This is a genomic window from Nitrosospira sp. Nl5 (assembly GCF_900102495.1).
In the GTDB taxonomy this organism is placed as follows: Bacteria; Pseudomonadota; Gammaproteobacteria; order Burkholderiales; family Nitrosomonadaceae; genus Nitrosospira.
In genome coordinates, this window is sequence record NZ_FMVQ01000002.1 from 311,429 (window position 1) to 330,647 (window position 19,219).

The 19,219-nt window shown below is 55.6% G+C and carries 15 protein-coding genes; all 15 read right to left on the minus strand.

Going from position 1 to position 19,219, the window contains the following annotated elements; translation table 11 throughout:
* The 15 genes from BLP45_RS03840 to BLP45_RS03905 are packed head-to-tail and all read right to left on the minus strand — an operon-like array spanning position 1 to position 18,199.
* A complete protein-coding gene (locus tag BLP45_RS03840; protein ID WP_090369911.1) occupies positions 1-2,340 on the minus strand; it encodes a hypothetical protein in 2,340 nt (779 codons plus the stop codon).
* Positions 2,337-4,622, minus strand: a complete 2,286-nt coding sequence (locus BLP45_RS03845; RefSeq protein WP_090369913.1) for a baseplate J/gp47 family protein — start codon at positions 4,620-4,622, stop codon at positions 2,337-2,339. Before BLP45_RS03845 ends, BLP45_RS03840 begins: the two co-directional genes overlap by 4 nt.
* The gene (locus tag BLP45_RS03850) at positions 4,619-7,126 is read right to left on the minus strand and encodes a baseplate J/gp47 family protein (RefSeq protein ID WP_090369915.1); all 2,508 of its coding nucleotides are present in this window, start codon (positions 7,124-7,126) and stop codon (positions 4,619-4,621) included. The genes BLP45_RS03845 and BLP45_RS03850 overlap by 4 nt, the downstream gene beginning before the upstream one ends.
* Positions 7,123-7,515, minus strand: a complete 393-nt coding sequence (locus BLP45_RS03855) for a GPW/gp25 family protein (RefSeq protein ID WP_090369917.1) — start codon at positions 7,513-7,515, stop codon at positions 7,123-7,125. Before BLP45_RS03855 ends, BLP45_RS03850 begins: the two co-directional genes overlap by 4 nt.
* Positions 7,496-7,816, minus strand: a complete 321-nt coding sequence (locus BLP45_RS14310; RefSeq protein WP_143002387.1) for a hypothetical protein — start codon at positions 7,814-7,816, stop codon at positions 7,496-7,498. The genes BLP45_RS03855 and BLP45_RS14310 overlap by 20 nt, the downstream gene beginning before the upstream one ends.
* A 4-nt stretch (positions 7,817-7,820) precedes the next feature.
* Positions 7,821-8,366, minus strand: a complete 546-nt coding sequence (locus BLP45_RS03860; protein ID WP_090369919.1) for a phage baseplate assembly protein V — start codon at positions 8,364-8,366, stop codon at positions 7,821-7,823.
* The gene (locus tag BLP45_RS03865) at positions 8,366-9,574 is read right to left on the minus strand and encodes a hypothetical protein (protein ID WP_143002388.1); all 1,209 of its coding nucleotides are present in this window, start codon (positions 9,572-9,574) and stop codon (positions 8,366-8,368) included. Before BLP45_RS03865 ends, BLP45_RS03860 begins: the two co-directional genes overlap by 1 nt.
* Before the next feature lie 23 nt (positions 9,575-9,597).
* Positions 9,598-9,882 (minus strand): hypothetical protein, encoded by a 285-nt coding sequence (locus tag BLP45_RS03870; RefSeq protein WP_090369923.1) that lies wholly within the window; start codon positions 9,880-9,882, stop codon positions 9,598-9,600.
* 9 nt (positions 9,883-9,891) lie between these two features.
* Positions 9,892-10,590 (minus strand): hypothetical protein, encoded by a 699-nt coding sequence (locus BLP45_RS03875; RefSeq protein ID WP_090369926.1) that lies wholly within the window; start codon positions 10,588-10,590, stop codon positions 9,892-9,894.
* Positions 10,587-12,467 carry an ATP-binding protein gene (locus tag BLP45_RS03880; RefSeq protein ID WP_090369928.1) on the minus strand — a complete coding sequence of 627 codons (1,881 nt, stop codon included), beginning with the start codon at positions 12,465-12,467 and terminating at the stop codon, positions 10,587-10,589. The genes BLP45_RS03875 and BLP45_RS03880 overlap by 4 nt, the downstream gene beginning before the upstream one ends.
* Positions 12,464-13,816, minus strand: a complete 1,353-nt coding sequence (locus BLP45_RS03885; RefSeq protein ID WP_090369930.1) for a Pvc16 family protein — start codon at positions 13,814-13,816, stop codon at positions 12,464-12,466. The genes BLP45_RS03880 and BLP45_RS03885 overlap by 4 nt, the downstream gene beginning before the upstream one ends.
* Entirely contained in the window at positions 13,816-14,661 is an 846-nt protein-coding gene (locus BLP45_RS03890) for a hypothetical protein (protein ID WP_143002389.1), read from the minus strand. Before BLP45_RS03890 ends, BLP45_RS03885 begins: the two co-directional genes overlap by 1 nt.
* Positions 14,662-14,672: 11 nt before the next feature.
* Positions 14,673-15,425 carry a hypothetical protein gene (locus tag BLP45_RS03895; protein WP_090369934.1) on the minus strand — a complete coding sequence of 251 codons (753 nt, stop codon included), beginning with the start codon at positions 15,423-15,425 and terminating at the stop codon, positions 14,673-14,675.
* Between the two features lie 5 nt (positions 15,426-15,430).
* The gene (locus BLP45_RS03900) at positions 15,431-15,910 is read right to left on the minus strand and encodes a phage tail protein (protein WP_090369936.1); all 480 of its coding nucleotides are present in this window, start codon (positions 15,908-15,910) and stop codon (positions 15,431-15,433) included.
* Between the two features lie 12 nt (positions 15,911-15,922).
* A complete protein-coding gene (locus BLP45_RS03905) occupies positions 15,923-18,199 on the minus strand; it encodes a phage tail sheath C-terminal domain-containing protein (RefSeq protein ID WP_176754650.1) in 2,277 nt (758 codons plus the stop codon).
* Between the last annotated feature and the right edge of the window lie 1,020 nt (positions 18,200-19,219).

The window sequence follows — 19,219 nt, forward strand, 5'->3', positions numbered from 1 at the left end:
TCAAGCTCCTATTTGTTCATAAATCTGTAAATGTTGCCCAACGGGCAGAAATTTCGCGACGAATCGAGCGAGGTCTTCGCGCCGCTGGTTCCAGAATCTTGAGTTGCCGACGCCCATTTCAGTCCGGTATTCGCCGCCGGTCAGGAATGTCGCCTCGGCCAGGTGCGAAAGCCCGGCAAAATCGGGGTCGCCAAAGCGTTGCGACAGGAATGTGGTCCGCGGCAGTGTCTCGGGATACGTCACGCATTCAAAGCGACGGGGCAGGCGGGAGGGCAAAATACCTGTAACGGCCTCGTATCCGGCAACGGCCGAGAACCGCAGGCAGGATTGCTGGAGATTCGTGACGTAGAGCGGGCCATCGAAAATGGTGTTTGTTGCAAAGATCAGGTTGGCATGGACGGCGCCTAGGATCGTGGTGTTTTCGAGGTAAAGGCTGCTCATCTGGAACGAGATTGCGGGATCGTTCGGATCTATCGAAACAACGATGGAATCTGAAATCCGGATTGTGCCGGCGTTGAACAGCGGCTCAACGTTCTGGGTCTCGACCAAGGGGCCCAGCACTGAATTCTCGATACGCAGTGATCGGATCGAGCCTTCGATTTCGGTTGTGATAATCGGGATCGCGCGCGCGATGAGCGGGTCGAGTCGCACCTGTTCGCCACCCGGATCTATCGTGACATGACGAAGGGTCACGCTCTCGAACTGGCCGTCGAAAATGAGCCGGGCCCTGGCAAACGGAAAAGGGTCATCGGGATTGACGAGGCCGGTCTCGATTGCCGCGTTGGCGAGCACGCCAAGCCAAAGCCCGTCGATCACTACTGTATTGGCTTGACCAGCTGAGCCAACAATAGTGAAGTCAAGCGACCCGTCTTCGGCCTGCGACAATACGTAGGGCCTGGTCTGGTCAGCGGCTTTAAAGCGCAGATCGCCAGCGACATCGTGGCGGCGTGTCGCGTCCCATTGCCAGACATAGCGACGGTTGTCGCCGAAGGTCTCGGTACCCGCTGCGGGCGGGGTAAACGGCACGTCGATATTCGCGTTGACGACGGCAGGCCCGATCGGCACGCTGCTGTTTCGTGGGAAAGCCCCGGCACCAACGCGATGGACCATTCCGATATGGTGGAAGCGGGGATGGAAAATCTCGGGATCTGCTGCATCTGGGTCCGGCGCTGTTTCAAACTGGACACGGCCCGAGCCAACATCGACCAGCAGGCCTGCCAGCTCCGGCCAATTGCCCAGCGGCATCCAGATGGCAAGGTTTGCGGCAACGATCCGATAGTTGTCGAGTGTGCGGGTGTCGGCGAACGGACCAATATCAAGCAGGAGATCATCGGTGATCTGGCGAACCTTGGCGCAATCCTTGACCATCATTTCGCGCAGCAACGCGCCCCAGAACAGGCCGAAGTCTACGGCCGAGAGCAATTCGACGACCACTCGACGGAAGTCAAACAAGCTTGTGAAGCGGATTCCGATCCATGGCGCCATCGTGGTTGTCAGGGGAGGTGAGCCGATGGCATCGAGACCTTCTTCCGTGACCTCGAACTCCGATGCATTGAAACGTGCGCAACGCATCTCAGTTGGAAACTCTTCCGGGCCCACCGGCCACTCGCCGAGCCGATGGTCAAATGTTGCGCTGTGAAACAAGGGTACGTCACGACCGGATGGGTCGAGCGTGAGGTGCGTATCATCGAGCCAGAACGGCGCGGCCATATCAAGTCGATAGCTCTCTGTCGCAAAAACATTGAGGTGAATGGTCGCGTAGTCGAATGAAGCGGCCCGGCCACGCCTTGGCCCGAACTCAGGCAGGTGCGCGAATTCGTCGAATGCTATCAATGCGGCGTCATCTGCGCGCGGAGTAGTGATGTTCGGCAAGCCGGCGACCGGGCCGCGCGACAGCGGTGCGGTGCGGCCAAAGGCCATATCGAGCGAATGCGGCGGGCGCAGCAACCAGCGCTCGATCTCGCGTACATAGCCTTCCGTCGAGAAGATGTCGCCGATGAACTGATCGAGCAGATAGCGCGTGGTTTTGCGCTGATTGTAGCTCATCATATTGGCGACCGTTGTGCGGTTGGCACGACGGTTCTGAGCACTGAGTTTTTCGGCACCGACGAGATCGCCGAGGTAATCAACTGCCCAGTCATCCGCCAATTCGATCGAAGAGGCGGTCCAAACACGATCGATCTCGCGGCGCATCCTGGCCGCACTGTCGGCGAAGCCCCGGATCAGGCTTTCAAGACTGCCATTTTCGAAATCCTGAGTCCAGTAGTTCTCGGGGACCCATGATTTGAGCTTGTGGAAGAAGTAGTCTTCAAACCCATCCTGAGGGAGATGTCCGTTCATCTGAGAACCTCCAGATTGAGGCTTGCGCGCAGGTATGTACCGGCCGTGATCGGGAAGGCATCGGTGAACTCGCTGCCATCCAGCGCCATTCGTTCCACCCGGAAAAGCCCCGGGATCGCATCGAGTGGACCGAGGAGTTCGGCGCGGTTATAGGCATGTCCGATTGTGATCTGGCGAAGCGAAAGCTGCCCCTTGTAGGTGTCGAAATAATGCGACTCGATCGCGCGCTCTACATCGGCTTCGACGGCATCGTATTCAACGCGTACTGTAAGGTCGATCGTGCCATTGATGGGTAGCGCCTCGACCACGCCAACAAGGCTTGCCTCTGGTGCGTGTGCGAGAAGGTAGGCCCTGAGCTGTTCAGCCAGTTGCGCGTCGAGCCCTCCGTCGAAAATCACCATGGTCTCGATGGCCCATTGCTTGCGGTATGCATTCCAGTAGCCACGGGTGTTTGCCGAAAGCGCGCCGAAGTTCAGGGCGTATAAGCTGTAATCGTCGGCCGAAACACAGCGGTCATTGGCCGAAATCCGTGCAGGAAGAACAAAACGCAGGTCCTCGACGGTGTCACCCTGTAGGCCCCCAAGGGCTGCGAACGGGTTGAAAACCTTGGAAACTCCGCTGATCTTGCCGGCAGGTTTTTTGATCGTCCGTGGGCCTGGGTTTTCGCCAGTCGTGTTGTGGCGGTAACGCACAACGACATTTCTCTGTCCCGCCTTGGGCGCACCGCCCAGGATCAGTGTTGCCTGGCCGTCTTCCGTGAGTTTCAGTGTGTATACATTATCCTCTTCTGCCACTCCCAGAAGATGTGGGGCATAGGTCCACGGGACGTTGTTGACGAAGAGCTCGATGGCCGGCGCAGGATCAGTCTCATTTTGTCGGAGATAGGTCAGCGGTTTCTGACCAAGCCGGAATTGCTGATAGCGTCGCCCTGTTGCGTTGCCGAGCGTTTCCACCACCATTTTGCCCTGATCGACATCAAGAAAATTACCGTGAAGGGTGAGAGGCGCTTTAAGCATAAGCGCATCATCCTCGATTTCGGTCAGGTTCAGTGAGGCCCGTTGATTGTGCGGATGCACGTCGAGGCTCGCCTTGATTAGCACCGCCTGTTCCTGCGCATCGGTAACGACGAACTTACCCGAATAGCTTGTGTTTTCGCCCAGAAATTTCTCGACAACCGAAATCTTGCCGTTGAACTCGGCTAGCGTGGCGTAGGTTTTCGGTGCACCGATGAGCCGCGCACCGCGTAGCGGTCGTGAGAAAATTCTGACCTGATCGGCGGCATTCAGGGTGGCTAGGATACTGATTACCGTTTTCGGCATGAAAACAGGGGCATCTCCGGAGACGATCTCTTCATTGATATATTTGACTGAATCCACGATGTTTGTGAGCGAAAGTGTCCCCGTGGCCTCATTAATAACGACAAGCGTTTGGCCTTTGTGGTAGCCCGGCTGCATGCCGGGAATTTCCAGCTTGGTGACAGTCCATATCTTGCCTAATATGTCTTGCCATGTTTCCGTTCCATTTGATGTCGCTGTCAGGTCGTTGGAAAAACTGAAAACCGAGATGGTGTCGAGCGCGTTACCGTCGAACTCATTGAGCGGACGGTCGAGCACGAGTTCTGCATAGCTTTCGCCTGAAGGGAATTTCTCGTTCTTGATCTCCTGCAGCATCGCCGCCCCGAAAATCGTACCGTTTGTGAACATCACCGGTTCGTCGGTGCGCAGATTCCGCAGCGTACTGCCGATGGCGACGAAGTCAGGGTCAAAACTGGTTTCGCGCGGCATTATCGCAGTCATGGAACTGAGTGCCGGATCCATATACGCGTCGCCAATGGTTTCGAACGGCAACGCACCGTGCGTGTCACCACCTTCAGACGTTATTCCAAGCGACGCGCCGACGATGAAGGGTGTCTTTGCATCGGTGATCGCCACCAGACGAGCGGTCGCGGCAAGGTTTGGGCGGGGTGTGTAGCCTGTGAGGAACGCGAGTTGGCGCAATGAGCTTTCCCGGCTTGCAGTCAGAAGGTGTTGCTCGCGCATCCATTCATTGTTGTAGAAAGAAAGGTTATCCCACAGGTAGGCGATCCAATCGAGCAGCATCATGCCTATGTCATCACCCTGGCCGGTTTGCCAGTGAGCGAAGGGACGGTAGTTGGCAAAGGTCTCGAACACGTCGACCCGAAGTTCCGAAAAGATCTTTGGAAGCGGGCGTCCGAATGCGTCGAGCTCGCCCGAGACCTTCGGTGGGCAGAGACAATCAAATTCGCTGTAGAAATCACTCATGCGGCTTCTCCATCCGGGATCTCCCGTTCAAAGATCTCGACGCTCCCGAGATTTGGGCGTACCGGGTCGTGTTTGAGCACCGGGATCTGATCCGGTGCGCTTTCCAGGAATGACTGGGCAAAGTCGCTGAAGCCCTGCTCGCCGCGCCATCGGTACTGGATGGCTTTGATTTCGGTCACACCCGGTTGCGCCGCTATCCTTGTTTCGAGGTCCGCAAGATAGATCTTGCTGCCAAAGCTCAGGTTGTTGGGGTGGAACAGCGCGTTGTCCTGATCGCTGACCAAGTTTGCCAGAATATCTTCGACGATATGCCCGAAGGGCACGCGCGTGTCGCGGCAAATGGCGATGCGCAGGTCGAGCGGACGCAGTGCGGTATCGGTCAGGTAGGCGGGACGTCCCACGAGACGGATCTCTTCAATGAAGGTCTGCAATTCCGCGCGAAGTTCATCGGAGAGCGCGATATGGTTGTGGGGGTCAGTGGCAACAAAATTGCTGACCCAGCATCCGGTCCAGCGTTCCGTTGCCAGCGTTGCGTCGATGTCGTCCCGTGCCGTTATAAGGTCCTGGAAATCGGCATTGCGCACGGCGCGCAATTTCTTTGCCTTGTGGAAATGGGGAACCGTCAGCTTGGCGAGCTCGATATTTTCAGGCAGCAACGCATTGTCGAACGCGAACGGGTTCCAGCAAGTCAGAATCCCTTCCGGCATGTCTGGTGCGTTGAAACAATTGGCGCGTGCCTCTTCCGCGTCGGGCGTGACATTCGCGGTGAGGAACAGCCGGTTAGCGGGCAGGTTGGCGACTCGAGCCCAGGCGGTGCGGTATCTGACCTCGAACAGGCTGCCGCGTGCCGGCAACAGGCCGAATTCACCATCGCCGAAACGCAAGCAAAAGCCCGGATCACCGATGTAATCACGGTGCACCTTGCGTTGGCCGTTTTCAACGTAGGAAAAGATCGGCCCCCAATGCCCGGCTTCTATCGTTGCCGCTTCGTCGGTTGCAGTTTGCGTGAGCATGTCGCTGACCACGCGCCAGTTTTCGAGCACTGTCCCATCTTCGTCGATCTCAGCAAGCGACACCTGCGCGCTGTAAGCCAGGTCCCACGGCGTGGACTGTTCAGAAAGTGTCCAACTCAAGCCATCGGCTACGGTTTTACCCAGTGGCTGGCGGTAAAGCGTCGGACGGTCGTTGCTGTCGAGGGGTTTCGGTCCCTCGCGTTCAATCGCAGGCTCGTAGTCTGGTGAAACCTCACCGATCGAAAATCGCGTGCACCAGGTCTGGCCTGACACAACCGGCACCAGATTTGCGCTGACGAAACAATGAGTGAGGTTCAGATTGAATAACAACGCATCTTCTGTGCGCCAGTGAAGTCGGGTGGTTTCAATGCCGATCAATTCGTCGGTTTCCTGCACCGGGTCTTCATCCAGGGTGACGAAAAATCGGCGCAGCGGTTCGTCTTGTGCTTCGGGCCGGGTTTCGACTAACAAGGTGCTGCCGGCTGAAATGCCCGGGTGAATAAGCCCAGTTCCGATGACCGACAGGGTACGTGTGCCTTTCCTGATATAGGTGCAGGTCTCGCTTGCGATATGCGCAGGATTGTCGGTCCACAACGAATTTGTGAGATAGGTGGTTCCGTTATTGATGGCCTCAAGGCCGCCGCCGATTTCAAACGGGATCACCGCATCGTCGTCGCCAAATCCATAAATGAGCGTGCCGGCCGTGACCTCCACATCCTGGCTCGCCAGTCCGCCCGGCTGTTCAATATCGTCGTAGTGGCGCATGATCACATAGCCCGAAGCAGGCAATTCCGGCCGCAGTTTGTAGCCGAGAATCCGGGTGAGCTGCTCGAACGAACGCCGCTCCTTGAGGTACTCAAACTGCGTTTCAAGGGAGTAGGTATCCTGAATCAGGGCAAACTCATCGCCCAGGCCGGATGTAACTTCCTTCAGCATCAGGGCTTGATCGGGCATGATGTCCATCTGCCAGTCGGGGTAGCGCAGCGCCGAGAATGCACTGAAAGCCTGGTTGAAGGTGTTGAAATCACGGGCCAGATAATCGACCGGAAAGTCGATCAGGTCGCGCGGCTCCGGGGCGCCATAGCATGCGCAGTCGAACACGGTCGGGCAGGCCTGTTTGAAGGAGAAGCGTGTGCGCCGGCTAAACGGGTCGAGCCGCTGACCGGCGAGGTCGCTCACGGTAAGCTCTTGCTCTTCAAAACTCGCACCGCTGTCGAAGGTGATCGCCAGGACGGTGCGGTTGCGGCCCTGGGCATCAGTGTGGACCTGAAAGCCCTGCGTCTCGACAAAGCGTTCATCAAGTGTCTCGACTCCCTGGCATTCGATCCCGAAATCCGTCGCCATGAGTGGAACCGGGACTTCGGTAGGGTCGATTACGAAATAGACAAAGACCTCAGCGTGATTTGTCTTGTTCACAGCGACAAAGTCGATTCCGGTCTGCTCGATCGGGTTCTGCTCGGCGAGAAGAATCCTGCGGCCCGGAACCGTCATGATGTGACCTCCGCCATGGTTTTCACTCTTGCGCCGGTTGCACGGATGACGTAGCTCACATGAATTTCAAGGCGCGTCAGCTCGATTTGCCGTGTTTCGATGGTCTCGACCGTAATGACTCTGGCGAGCCACTTCCTGAGTGCGCGCGATACCTGCGCCTCGACAAGCGAAGTCAGTTCGTCGCTGATCGGGGCGAACAGGAGCTGGGAGATCGCTGTACCGAAATCAGGCCGGTTGAGCCTCTGGCCCTGCGCGGTGAGGAGAGTCTGCAAGACAAGCCCTTTGACATAGTCTTCATAGGTTTCCGATTTTGCATACCGTCCCCGTTCTCCGTCAAACCGGAGCGGGTAGGCAAGCGCATCGAAATGATCAGAACTTGATAAGTACATTTTGGTTTCCCGGATTGATTTGCAGCGGACCGGATGGAGAGCCAGCAGCGATGTATCCAACACCGATCGAACTGCTGTTGATTACGCCTATTGAATTCGCGGTGACCCTTGTGCCCGCCATCATCCAAGTGCCTGTCACGGTGAATACCGGCGGGCTGCCGGGGAAGATCGGCACATCGGTTTGAACTGAAAGCGGTATGTTGCCTGACGTTACCCTGAGGTTTGTCGGCACAAAGCTGGAAGAACGGCTCTGCGTACTGTCGGCGATGCTTGAGGCCTGGGTGACGGTGGGGTTACTCATGAGGTCACAGTACCTTGAGTGCCGAGTTTTTTACGTCGAAGGCAGTGGCATCCAGGACGACCTTGTGGCCCGCCGCCTCCTGCGTCACGCTGTCGGCTTTCAGCGTGATTTCTCCCCCCTTGATCGTGATCGACCCGCCGCTTTTGATCTGGATATGTATTTCGTCTTCGGCATCCTTGATGTCGATGCGCAGAGAGCTGGTTTCAAAGTGCACGCGCTCTACATCGTAATCCTGCTTGTCGAGTTCTCCGTCACGCCAGAAAAATCCGGCATAGACCATGCGGTCGATCCGGCCGCCCAAAAACTCGACCCAAACGCCGGTACCGACCGGAGGTATAGCGAAAAAACCGATCCCGTCCCCGGCATAGGGCACGCAAGGTTCCGCCCAGTTACCTTCCGTATCGGTGAGATCGTTAACTCTCACCCTGAGCCGTCCGCGCCTGTTCGGGTCATCGTTATCGGTAACTTCGCCCCGGAACTTGCCGTAAAGGCGGCCCGTGCTTGGGCGAACTATTTCGTCGATTGTGGGACCACGCACCGGGATCGTCATCAAATTACTCCTTCTAATAGATTGCCCGCATCCGAGCTGGCAGGTACCTCTCCATCGCTTTCCAGGACCACGTCCATGAAGTGATCGTCGAGGCGAATGACGTGCACAGTCTCGCTGACGCGAAACAGAATGCCCGAAAGCTCGTCGGCCACGCCGTGAAGCATACCGAGATCATGCGGAAGGATAATGCGCTCGATCATTCGTAGCGTGGTCGAGAGCTTTACGCGCTTGTTAAACCCACGAGCGGTTTCGAGTGCGATGTTCACAGCGTCGTCTTGCTCGTTGCTCTGCACTGCCCTTGGAACAAAGAAGACAACCGGAGCATCCGGGTCACCGGGGTCGGCAAACGGGTTCGCGCCTGCTGCGGAAATGCTTGCGCCAAGTCCGGCTCCGTCTTGCTGACCTTCCATCACAGAGACTTCCTGACCATCGCTAGTGACTTCGAAACTCATGACGTTTGGACAGGAATTGCTGTTCACGTGGACATTGAAATCAATCGGCGTTTGGCTGTCACCATTGTCCAATACGGGCAGGCTGAGGTCTGGGTCGCCGAGCACGAGTTCCCCGAGTTTTGCCTGAAGATAGGGTGACTGCCCCCAATGTATAGTCGGTTCAATCGTAACCGCCGGTGAGCCCGGTGTGACTGCCTCAATCGCGCTCCCCAACGCATCTTCCGGGATCGTCGCATAGGACACCCAGAAATTAAACCCGTAGGCCACGGCCTGGTCGCGTACGAATTCGAGATTGTTGGAGTTTTGTGCGAGCGGGTTTTCGTCCGGGTCAAGCGTGTTGTTTACCGGCGCATCGACTTCCGTGTTCGAAAAATCAAGCTTGATGATTTGTTCCATCACATCGTCGACCTGGCCCGACCAGGAGCCTGTAAAATGTCGTCCCGCCATCACGCTTCTGATGTCGACGCCTTTGTAGAGAATGGTGGATCCGATTCCGCCCTGTGTCTCGTGTGTTTCAATCTCGGTGACTTTGCCTTGAAACAGGACTTGCCAGTTGTCACCCTCGGCAACGCGGATCAGAACGGCCACCTGGTTGCCGACGGCCAGCAGGCGGTGTTCGGTGTCTTCCCGCCGGTCGGAAATATCGTGCATGAGGATGCTGAAACTGGTTAGGTCGTTCAACTTGTGCTCGCTGCGCACTTCAAGTACGCAGGCGCGCTGGTTATCGCTCCAGGGCGTTCCACCTGCACCGCTCACGATTTTGATAGTGGATAGTATCGTCAGTCCTCGTTTACCGGAATGCGGATGCGGTACTGGAATTGAACAGCATCCGGCAAAAGCCGGGCATTATGAGCGGTGAGCACCCAGAATGCCTCCGCATCCTTGAGGTAGTGCCAGGCGATGTGGTCGAGCCGTTGTCCCTCTTTCGAGGTATGAGCACCACGATTTTTTTTGAGCGGGATCCTGGCAGGTAGAACGGCCAGCACCCTATTGCCGCGCCTATCTGTCGTTTTGTAGACATCGGAGTATTTGGAGTAGCGGCTGTTTTTAGTAAAAGTGGCCATGAGCGTTTCCTAGATTGGGGCGATGAGGCGCCAGAGTGGTGAGATATCAGCGACGCTGACAATCGCACTCAGGTCCTGTTGAAGGCGCGTATATTCATAGGCTGCGATGGCAATTTCGGCGACAACCGAGTTGGCGCAGCGGAATTGGTCAGGCGTCATTACTTTCAGGCTCAGCGTGACGGTTGCACGTACAGGGTAGTAAAGTCGATCATGCTGGTGTTCGGTGATCGAGAAAGTCTCGATCTGAACGGGCAATATAATCCTGGTTCCGAGCCAGAGGATCACCGGTGCGATCTCGGGTGGAGTGTAATCCTGCTCGATATTCGCGAGGTCAGAGAACGAACTGACCAGGTCGCCCAGAAGACCTTTTGAAGGTTCAATCATTTTGCGAAGTGCCGCCAGACGCGCTTCCACGCTCAGGATGTTGATCGGGATTGCAGAGTTCTTCACAGCGTATGGGTCAAGGATGATCTTGAAGTCCGCGAATGTTTCCGGCACCGTAATCGGCTGAATACCTGCACCCGGTGCGGGTGCGTTGTTCTCCGTATCCACCTTCCACGGAGTGAAGTTACGGGTCAGCTCGTCGGGGTTTATATCGAACTGAACGATGTTGGGAATCGCATTGGCGATACCCGTAATCCCGGAACCCGGGAACAGCTGGATAAGCGCGCCCTGGACACTTTTTTCCGGTAGTTCCGACAGGCTCATGAGCTTGCCCCCATACGTGGTTCCATAACTAGGCTCTCGATCCGTTGGAGTTCACGGGCCGAAGGTAAACGGCCATTGCTCCTTGCCTCGCTGAGTACGGCCTGACGCAGACTGCAAATATCGGGACCAGACTGACGGAACTGGCCAAGTGCATGTGCATTGAGTACTACGGCTTTAATCCGCGACCCGGAAAGTGAAAAGCTTTCTGCCAGCAGGTCAGCAAACTGTAACACTTCGCTGGACACACCAAAGGGTACCAGGGCTAGGCGCCAGAGTTCTTTGCGCTCGCCCTTGTCGGGCAGCTTGAAGTCAAACACCTTGCGAATACGCCGATGCATGGCTTCGTCGATTTCCATCGGGCGGTTGGAGGCGAAGACGACGACCCCTTCGAATTGCGTTTCGATAAGTTGCAGAAAATATGCGGTGTCGTGATTGTAGGAGCGGGCAATTTCATTGCGCGTTTCGGTCCGTTTGCCAACAATCGCTTCAAACTCATCGATGAAGAGCATCGTGCCCGATTTGTTGGCTGCTCGGAAAAGCGAGCGCATATTTTCGGCCGTTTCACCTATGTACTTGCTTGTCAGGCTGGCTGCATCGACGCGGAAAAGCGGCAACCCGGCTTCACCGGCGAGGACACGTGCGGTCAGAGTTTTGCCTGTGCCCGGCGGTCCCTGCAACAACACGGTTAGCGCACGTTCCTGAGAATAGACCCGTGCAATCTCTGGATTTTGCCAGAGTTCGGTATGAGCTTCGATCTCGCCAACCAGTTGGCGGAGCTCTTTTTTTAGGCCCGGCTCAAGCACAAGGTCGTCAAAGCGCATGTTGGTTTTAAGCGGCACCGCCCAATCGGTCAAAGCCTCGGCGTTGATGGCTTCCTGTCGGGCGATAAGTTCGCCCAGATTTTCGACCGATGGATCCATAATCTTGTTTGGAGTAAGCCCTTTAATGTTCACGGTTTTTGCAATCGACTTTTCTGTTGCTTCGGGGAACCGGGATTTCAGCATATATGAGAGCCGGTCACGTCCGGGGCCTGGCACATGGAGCGTAAGGCGCGGAAGATCGGTATAGGCACTTAACCCCAGCCCGCGTTTTGCCATCACGCACTGGATGTGCGTTGCAGGTGCCAGCGCGGGTACGAGCATATCAAGCGTGGGTGCGGCCCAAAAAAGAATGGCATTCTGAACCTTGGCGAAACGGTGCAGTTTCTGAATGTCCTGATCGCTCAAGGCTGATTGGGGTGGCCGTACGGTCAAGACAGGCAAGCTGAGCCTGGTCGAAAGCGTAGCGAGGAAATCCGGAATGTCGGCGCCTTCATCAGCATTCAGCAGTACGATTTGCGCAAGGCCTGTTTGCAGCGCGGTAGTCAGCCGATCCAGCTCCCTGTCATACAAGCCGGAAAACGCCTTGCTTGCCTTGCCTCCACGGATGAGCCGGCGCAAGAGCCGGGGCTCAAGCCCCGATTTGCCGGCGAGCCACTCCAGCACAGCGAGATCAAGTTCGAACGCTATGGGCTGACTGGGTCCCATATCACGCGCGTGGGCGAGACGCCATATATTGAGTGCGCTATCGCTGGTATAGATCGGCTCGATACCGTGTCCGAAACCCTGCCGAAGCAGCAGCTCCGAAACGTATGCGAAGCCGGTCCGGTCTTCGAATTTATCTGATAGCGTCGGGTCGAGGGATTGCGCGATCAGGCAGCGGAGCATGTCGATCTCTGCGTCCGTCAGCCGAAACACCTCGCAAAGTTTAACGAACCTCGAGTCGCAGCTGTCAGTTGGCCGCGCTTGTTCCTGCCTGTCTTCGGCCAGGGCGCCTTCGACCGTGCTCATGATCGCGGCGACATCATGCTGGAAGACAGAGGAGAATTTATTACTCATACGCTTCCGATCCAGAACGGTTGGCTGACGCTGTCACGGACCCAGAGCTGAACGTATGCAAGCGTTGTGTCGTCGGTGGCGGTTGGCAGAATAAAATCGAGACTTCGGGCACCGGAAATCGCGCATTGCCCGTCGGTGAGCGCGCCCAGATTATCGACCACTTCAATTACGGTACCGCCAACAGCGAGGCGAATGAAGGCACTATGCGCGCCGGGCGGCGCCATCGCGTTCAGATCGTAGTCACCATCAAGATCGATTCGGAACCGTCGCGGTACCGTTGGCGTGATCGATGCGATATGCGGATTGAGCGTAAATGCAATCCTGTTAGACGGGATCTCAACCGGCACCTGTGCACCCTCGCGCTCCAGATACTCGGTCTTTGTAACACCAAGCTGTGCCGGTCCCGGTTCGAGGGCCAGCAATGTTGGCACGCCGGAGACCAGGCGCTCAACCGAGCTGGCGAATGTGATCACAACGCCGGTACGCTCCGTGCGTATTGCCCAGCCATGTGGTGCATTGTCAGTGAAGTCTACACGCAGTGTCTCAGTCGTATTACCGACCGGGACCGAGAGATCAACGCCAACAAATTGGTCAATGGACGCGCCCTTCAGGGTGAAGTCGAGGTCGGTGGGCGCTGCCCCGAGATAGAGCTCGGCAGGGCTCTTTTTGAACTGGCGATCGATCGGGCCATCGACACTCGGGAAACTCGCGGTCACGGTGCTTTGCATCGAAAACAGTTTCGGGCCCATGTTGGGCACCACGAGTTTTCCGATAGTTAGGATCGGGCTCGCCAGGGAGGTGGGCATTTCCGGCTGCAGCTTCACGTTCTTCACTTTGAAATATAGGCTTGGGCGGATCGCACCACCCTCGTACCCGGCCCACACCGTAAGTGCTTCGTTGTCAGATTTCACAACAACCTCAAGCTCGAATTCGTTACCTTCATCGGTCAGGTTGGTTTCGAAAACCTGGGTGCCGCCGATGAAACGCTCATCGTTGAGTTGCGGATAGTCCAATAATGTGGCGAGCGCGTGGCCAAGCAGGTCTTGTTCGATCAGGTGCGGTTCGTTGCTCGCGTTGTGATGCGCCGTCAAATGGTAGTAGAGCGTAACCGGTTTGGAAAAGCTCGCCGGGACCGGCGGGTCAATCGCACTGTTTTCGTGGATAGACTGCTTTCCCTCGGGATGAAAATGAAAAAGGAACACATTCACCATATGCCCCATCGGCGACACGTCGAGGGGCGACACGGAACTCGTGTTCACTGTCACCATATTGCCGAGCCGCCGCTCAATGTTTTCCTTCAAAAGCGTTTCCAGGCTGCTGGTGACATCGGAGAGGTTCGTAACCGCCATCACCTCCCTCCCTGCCGGTCCCAGACCGAGGCAAACCGGATCCGACCGATTTGCGACGCTTCTTCGGCACTGCGTGGAGCGCGCAACGCTACCTGCTCGATACGCGTTTCGTGGTGGTGACGATGGATCTCTTTGACGACCTCACGCGTGACTTCACGTACCGTTTCGGATTCCAATAGCAAAGGAGCACCTTCATCGGCGGGCTCGAAGTCCGCGGCTGTGATACGTGGCACGGACTCATCCTTTTCCACACCATGAATTTGTGAAAGCGCCTTCGCCAGATGTGCTTCAAGATCCACCAGTGCGCTACGGTCATGTAATTCCGGCAGGGGTAACGGATCGGGGCTGTCAGGAGCCGCGAGCGGGGCTGAGGGTTCGACGCCCTCAGCTACTGGTCCGGGTATAGGCGGTGATGCTTCGTGAACATGGATGTGTTCATGCTGATGCGTCACACTAACTGGCGCCGGTTCGAATTGGGCCTTCTGAATAACAGGCTCATCAGTGATTTTCGTTTGTTTGGCCTGTGCAACTTTGGCCGGGACCTGTTCTATCACCCGTTCGGTAAGGCGCTCAATGCGTTCTGGCGTACTTTTTTCGAGAGGGTCAGGGATAAATAAATCTTGATCAAATTCCTCCGTGGATGGATTGATATCAGGCGAAACAATTGCCGCTGGAGCTTCCTTGACCCCGGTATGCGATTGAGGCGTTTTGGTGTCAACTGCCGGTTGGGCAGCCGCGACCGGAGACTCGGGTGCTTCAACTTCATGCGTCAAGGGCATCTCGGCTGGGAAAGAACTTTCCTGGGCTCCATAGTTTTCAATCAGTTTCTCAAAATAGCCTTGCATACCGAAGAACCTCATTCGCGCCAGCCAGGCATTGACCGGGTGCCCTGGTTTCGGATTGTTTCGATTAAGGCTGACCGCGTTTGCCGTGAAAGCGCGAGAATCTCATCAAAGCGCCAGTGATAGCTTGATGCCAGAATATGAATTTGAGCCAGAAGTACCTTGACCCGCGCTTTGAGCTTCGCGGTGATCCAATCGCGTAGCGCGAAGTGAAAACTTTGCTCGGTGGTGCAAGCAGGGCAAGCAGCCCTGATGTTTTCTTCCAGGACTGGGCAAGCCCGTTCAAGATACTTCTCAAGCGTGGACAGATCCCCTGGCTCGGGCATCGCGTTCTTCCAGACCAAACCCACGAGATCGGATTTCTCATTCGCATTCCGAATCATGTCTCGCGTGGGCAGCGCCAAAGGTGCGCCGTTGAAATCCGGTGAGTCGTGTTTCACAATCTCGGCGGTCAGTGCGCTGATAAAAGTGCGGAGCGAAAACTCGACACCGAAAATCTTCCGGCAAGATCCGCAAGTAATGTTGTGACCAACCACGTCGCCAAAATTCCCTATGCAAAAATGCGCAAGCATCAGTTCGAAATCGACAATTGGCAATGCGCCAAGATCCTCGGGCCCGATGAGGCCAACGCCCGGTTGCACCGCAGCCTCCAGAGCCCGGTCGGGGTCAGCACCAAATTCAAAAAGCAGGTGCTCGTTCAATGGTGCCAGCGTATAGTCCGAACGCCCATCGGCACCGTAGATGCACCGTCCGCGTACCGTCTTCATTTATGTCACTTCGGTTCGAGATACGTCGTTATCGCGTATTCATGCTGTATAGTGAACGACAAAAACGTGTTTGCCTCGGCATTGGAATCGAGTGCATCCCAGGCAATGGAGGTAGGCAGACAGTAAAAAAGCTCGTGCTTGATCCGTCGACGCATCTGGCTGTCATTCACGTAGATAATAATGTTCTTCTTCATCTCGTCGATCGACACCTTCCCCGCACTGATTGGGTCGTGGACGAATCCAAACCAGTTGATCAGGGCGACATCCAAGATCTGGGCCTGCTTGATCTCGCATGCCTCATAAGTAACTGCACCGGGGCTAAAAACTGAATGAAGTTGGGTTCCGCTTTTCGAAGGGTTCGCCGCAACGGTGCTTTTGATCGCGCCGATCGACGTGATCGCGGCCACAAGAGCTTGATCAAGGTACATCTCGAAGTAAGCATTGGTGAGCGGGACCGAACGGACGGTAACTGGTACAATTGCCATGTGAGCCTCCTGTTATGCTGATGGCTGCTGGAATTTGTGTTGAATATGCAAATGAATGAATTCTGCCGGGAAATTTGGCGCGAACTTGACCCAGACGTTCAAAATACCAAGCTGGATATCGGCAAGCGATGTTGTGAACTCATTACATTGAACGTCGTAGGCCTCGTCGGCGGTCGTGCCGCGGAATGCACCTTTTTCGTATAGCCCCTGCATGAACGATTTCCCCATCAACTCGATATTGGCCCAGGTGGTGGCATTGTTGTTCTGGAACACATAGCCATCGAGCGCGCGCGTGACAGAATTCTTGATGAAATCAGTCGTCATGCGCACATTGATGTAGGCGAAATCACGGTTGCTGAAGGCGTCGTCGCCCGCCAATGTGCGGGCGCCCCAACACACGGCACCTGTCGACTTGATGCGTAACGCGTTGATAGCCCGCGGATTGATCACACCGTTATCGGCATTAGACATCGGATATTCCAAACCGGTGGCACCAATAAGTGGAGCTGAAAGACCTGCGGCCGCACGCCACACGCCAGAACGTGCAATGGTACCTGCAATCACACCGGCAATCGTTCCGCAAGGGTCGACATTTCTTTCACTTGCACCAATAGCCGTGGTAGTTCGTGGCCAGAACGTACACGAAACCTCGGGCACAATGCCGGTTTTGAAGTCGGCCAAATCGGCTATTATCTCATCGACATTCGACCAGGCATGGTTATCGCTGCGCGGATCCACTATCAGCAAAGCATTGCTATCGCGTGCCGCATTGCTTGCCGCCCCCCAAATCAGTGATCGGTCGTCATCGGTTTGGTTGTGGCCGCGGGTGAGGATCAGCATGTTGTAAATTTCGACTTGTCGCGACACTGTCTGGAAGATGTCGTTGTAATCATCCAATTGAGGCGCAATGCCATCAGACCCTGGCGTACCACCGTCCTGGCCAAGCGCACCACTTGGACGGTTTGCTGTGGCTCCGCCGAAGTAAGCTGCCACTGGCGCAGAGATATTGACCAGACCGGCCGCATTGGATGCGCCAACAGCACCATCAAGGCGGAACCCCTGGATTCGAACGCCGATGCGCGAGAATCGCCAGTGCGTTCCGATCGAAGCATTCATGGCAGCCACGAGACTGTCGAGATTTGCCTGAAGATTGGCAATTGACTGAGGTGTCGCCGGGTTGGCATCGTCCAGAAGACCCTCTGCGCCCTCCATTCCCCAAGCGATATCTGTGGCTGAACCACCGGTGGTGCCATCTGAAAAATCGAGGGTATAGGGTGGGACTCCCGGGGCTCCCGGGACCAAGGTTAGTAAACCATGGATATTGGAGAGGTCGCCGCTGGCGGCAAACGGTTTTGTGTAGAATCCATTCATTGCGGGACGGAACTGCGAGTAGTACCCGGTTTCGAAACCTCCACGTGCTGCACCAAGACCCAACACACCGGTCGCATCATTACTGAGGGCAGGAAGGATACGGATCATTCGCGTCCCTTCAGTGCTGTTAACTGCGATGCGCAGGGCGACTGGGGTTCCAGGTGAGGTTCCATCGGTTCCATTACCCACAAGAGTGACATTCACCCGGGCGGACAGGCTTTGCGCGATCAGCGCATTATTAATGCGGGAGGCAATGCCAGCCAGCGTAGCCGTAGTATCACCGGGGGTGGTAATGCCAAGCCCAAGATTGACGTTGGCCTGATGGACGCCGTCGATCTCAACCACGATCGTCGGATCGGTAAGGGCATAGACCGTTGTCAGGAACGCATTTTCATCGTCAAAATAGATACCGGATTGGCTGAACGCATCATTGTTGACGTTCGGTATGGGTAACACCGTCGCCGTCTCAACCTCGATGCTCACCAGCGCGGACGCTCCATTCACAACGTTCTCAATGTAGTTCGAGGAAGCCGGGTCCATCGAAAGGTTCGAGAAGATCTCTTCGTCTTCACGACCAAGTCGGCCTTGTGTATCAACCGTTTCACGATAGACCGTGAGGTTGAAGGTCAATTCCGGGTTGGCCGTGTTGTAGTCGACCACGGTCCGGATCATGTTGCCAAGAATACCTTCATCTCGTGCGGTTATCGTCAGCACGGGGCCCAAACCAAATTCGGTGCGTAAAGCAAGATTCGAAGGCACCGCATTTCGCGCGGATCGTATGACTACGGCATCGCTGCCGCCTGCGGTAAAGAATTGGCGCATCTGCACTGCTAATTCGCCATAGGACAGGTCTTCTCCGAAGCGCTCGGTGAATTGGTTGTAACTTCGAATACTTACCGGTTCGCCGACCGGGCCCATTCTTGCCATACCTATAGCAAGAAGCCGGTTCGATACCGCGCCTCTCACTACACTCAGACCGGATGGATGTTCGAACGCTCTCACTCCCGGTGAAAATGCTAATGACATATTTAAGCCCTCCAAAAATGAATTAAATCAATATCGTTAATATGTCCCAGAAAGATGCATTAATCCGAATTTTCCAATTTACGTCAAAACCGGCAAGAATTTAACGTACAAAATTGAAAAACTGTCATTCCCCCTCCTCACCTGTTCGTGTTGAACCGAGAACACTACCAGTATATTAAAGAGTTCTTCTTTACTAACGTTTCGGAGTTCATTCTACCGCAAGAACACCCTTGAAAGACTTGATTCACCTGGCTTCCAGCCTCAAGGTGGTGACATCAAGTTGCAGGGCTTGCACAAAGAAGCTTTGTACATGGTGATCGATTGCCTGCATGACTTGAGTGGCCCTATCCCCGAGCAGTATTTGCAATTAGATATAAGTAGATTCACTATCTTACATCAGTAGTGTCCGGTTTATAGTTAAACCAGTAACGCATGCGCAAAGATCAAGCGCTAACGCGGGTTCTCAAGCAAATTATTTTGGGGCCGATTTGAAAACAACAGCTTCATACCATACGGGTTGACGCGCTCCCAGATGGGTATACCCAAGCGGGTCACCATAATGAGACGCTTTTTTTGTCTCAATAGGATTGTTTTGCTATTTCCGGTATGCCATTGTCTGAGGCTCTAAAAGCTAACGAGACGGATCTGAGGCAATGCTGGGCAACGTAACATTGGAATAACCCATGTATTAAACGGACTTCAAAATTCCGAGGGTTCCGGCTTACAATCCCTACTTGGGTTCATAGCTCGTCGTAGGCCACGTCTGCCGGAACTGCCCCCGCCTGCCGATCGGCAGTAAATCACTCCCAAAGTATCCTGTTCATGTCGCGCTCGGCGGAGACAACCGGCGATGCAGGATGTTCCCACCCCAGGTGCTGGAGTGCGCCACCTTCATGGTGCGTCGCTTTCCGA

Excerpts from the sequence above, each read along its gene's own strand:
- BLP45_RS03850 (WP_090369915.1), bottom strand. The coding sequence starts at position 7,126 with ATGACGGTTCCGGGCCGCAGGATTCTTCTCGCCGAGCAGAACCCGATC.
- BLP45_RS03855 (WP_090369917.1), bottom strand. The coding sequence starts at position 7,515 with ATGTACTTATCAAGTTCTGATCATTTCGATGCGCTTGCCTACCCGCTC.
- BLP45_RS03875 (WP_090369926.1), bottom strand. The coding sequence starts at position 10,590 with ATGAGCCTGTCGGAACTACCGGAAAAAAGTGTCCAGGGCGCGCTTATC.
- BLP45_RS14310 (WP_143002387.1), bottom strand. The coding sequence starts at position 7,816 with ATGAGTAACCCCACCGTCACCCAGGCCTCAAGCATCGCCGACAGTACG.
- BLP45_RS03890 (WP_143002389.1), bottom strand. The coding sequence starts at position 14,661 with ATGCAAGGCTATTTTGAGAAACTGATTGAAAACTATGGAGCCCAGGAA.
- BLP45_RS03880 (WP_090369928.1), bottom strand. The coding sequence starts at position 12,467 with ATGAGTAATAAATTCTCCTCTGTCTTCCAGCATGATGTCGCCGCGATC.
- BLP45_RS03860 (WP_090369919.1), bottom strand. The coding sequence starts at position 8,366 with ATGACGATCCCGGTGCGTGGTCCCACAATCGACGAAATAGTTCGCCCA.
- BLP45_RS03885 (WP_090369930.1), bottom strand. The coding sequence starts at position 13,816 with ATGGCGGTTACGAACCTCTCCGATGTCACCAGCAGCCTGGAAACGCTT.
- BLP45_RS03895 (WP_090369934.1), bottom strand. The coding sequence starts at position 15,425 with ATGAAGACGGTACGCGGACGGTGCATCTACGGTGCCGATGGGCGTTCG.
- BLP45_RS03900 (WP_090369936.1), bottom strand. The coding sequence starts at position 15,910 with ATGGCAATTGTACCAGTTACCGTCCGTTCGGTCCCGCTCACCAATGCT.
- BLP45_RS03845 (WP_090369913.1), bottom strand. The coding sequence starts at position 4,622 with ATGAGTGATTTCTACAGCGAATTTGATTGTCTCTGCCCACCGAAGGTC.
- BLP45_RS03905 (WP_176754650.1), bottom strand. The coding sequence starts at position 18,199 with ATGGGCCCGGTCGGCGAACCGGTAAGTATTCGAAGTTACAACCAATTC.
- BLP45_RS03840 (WP_090369911.1), bottom strand. The coding sequence starts at position 2,340 with ATGAACGGACATCTCCCTCAGGATGGGTTTGAAGACTACTTCTTCCAC.
- BLP45_RS03870 (WP_090369923.1), bottom strand. The coding sequence starts at position 9,882 with ATGGCCACTTTTACTAAAAACAGCCGCTACTCCAAATACTCCGATGTC.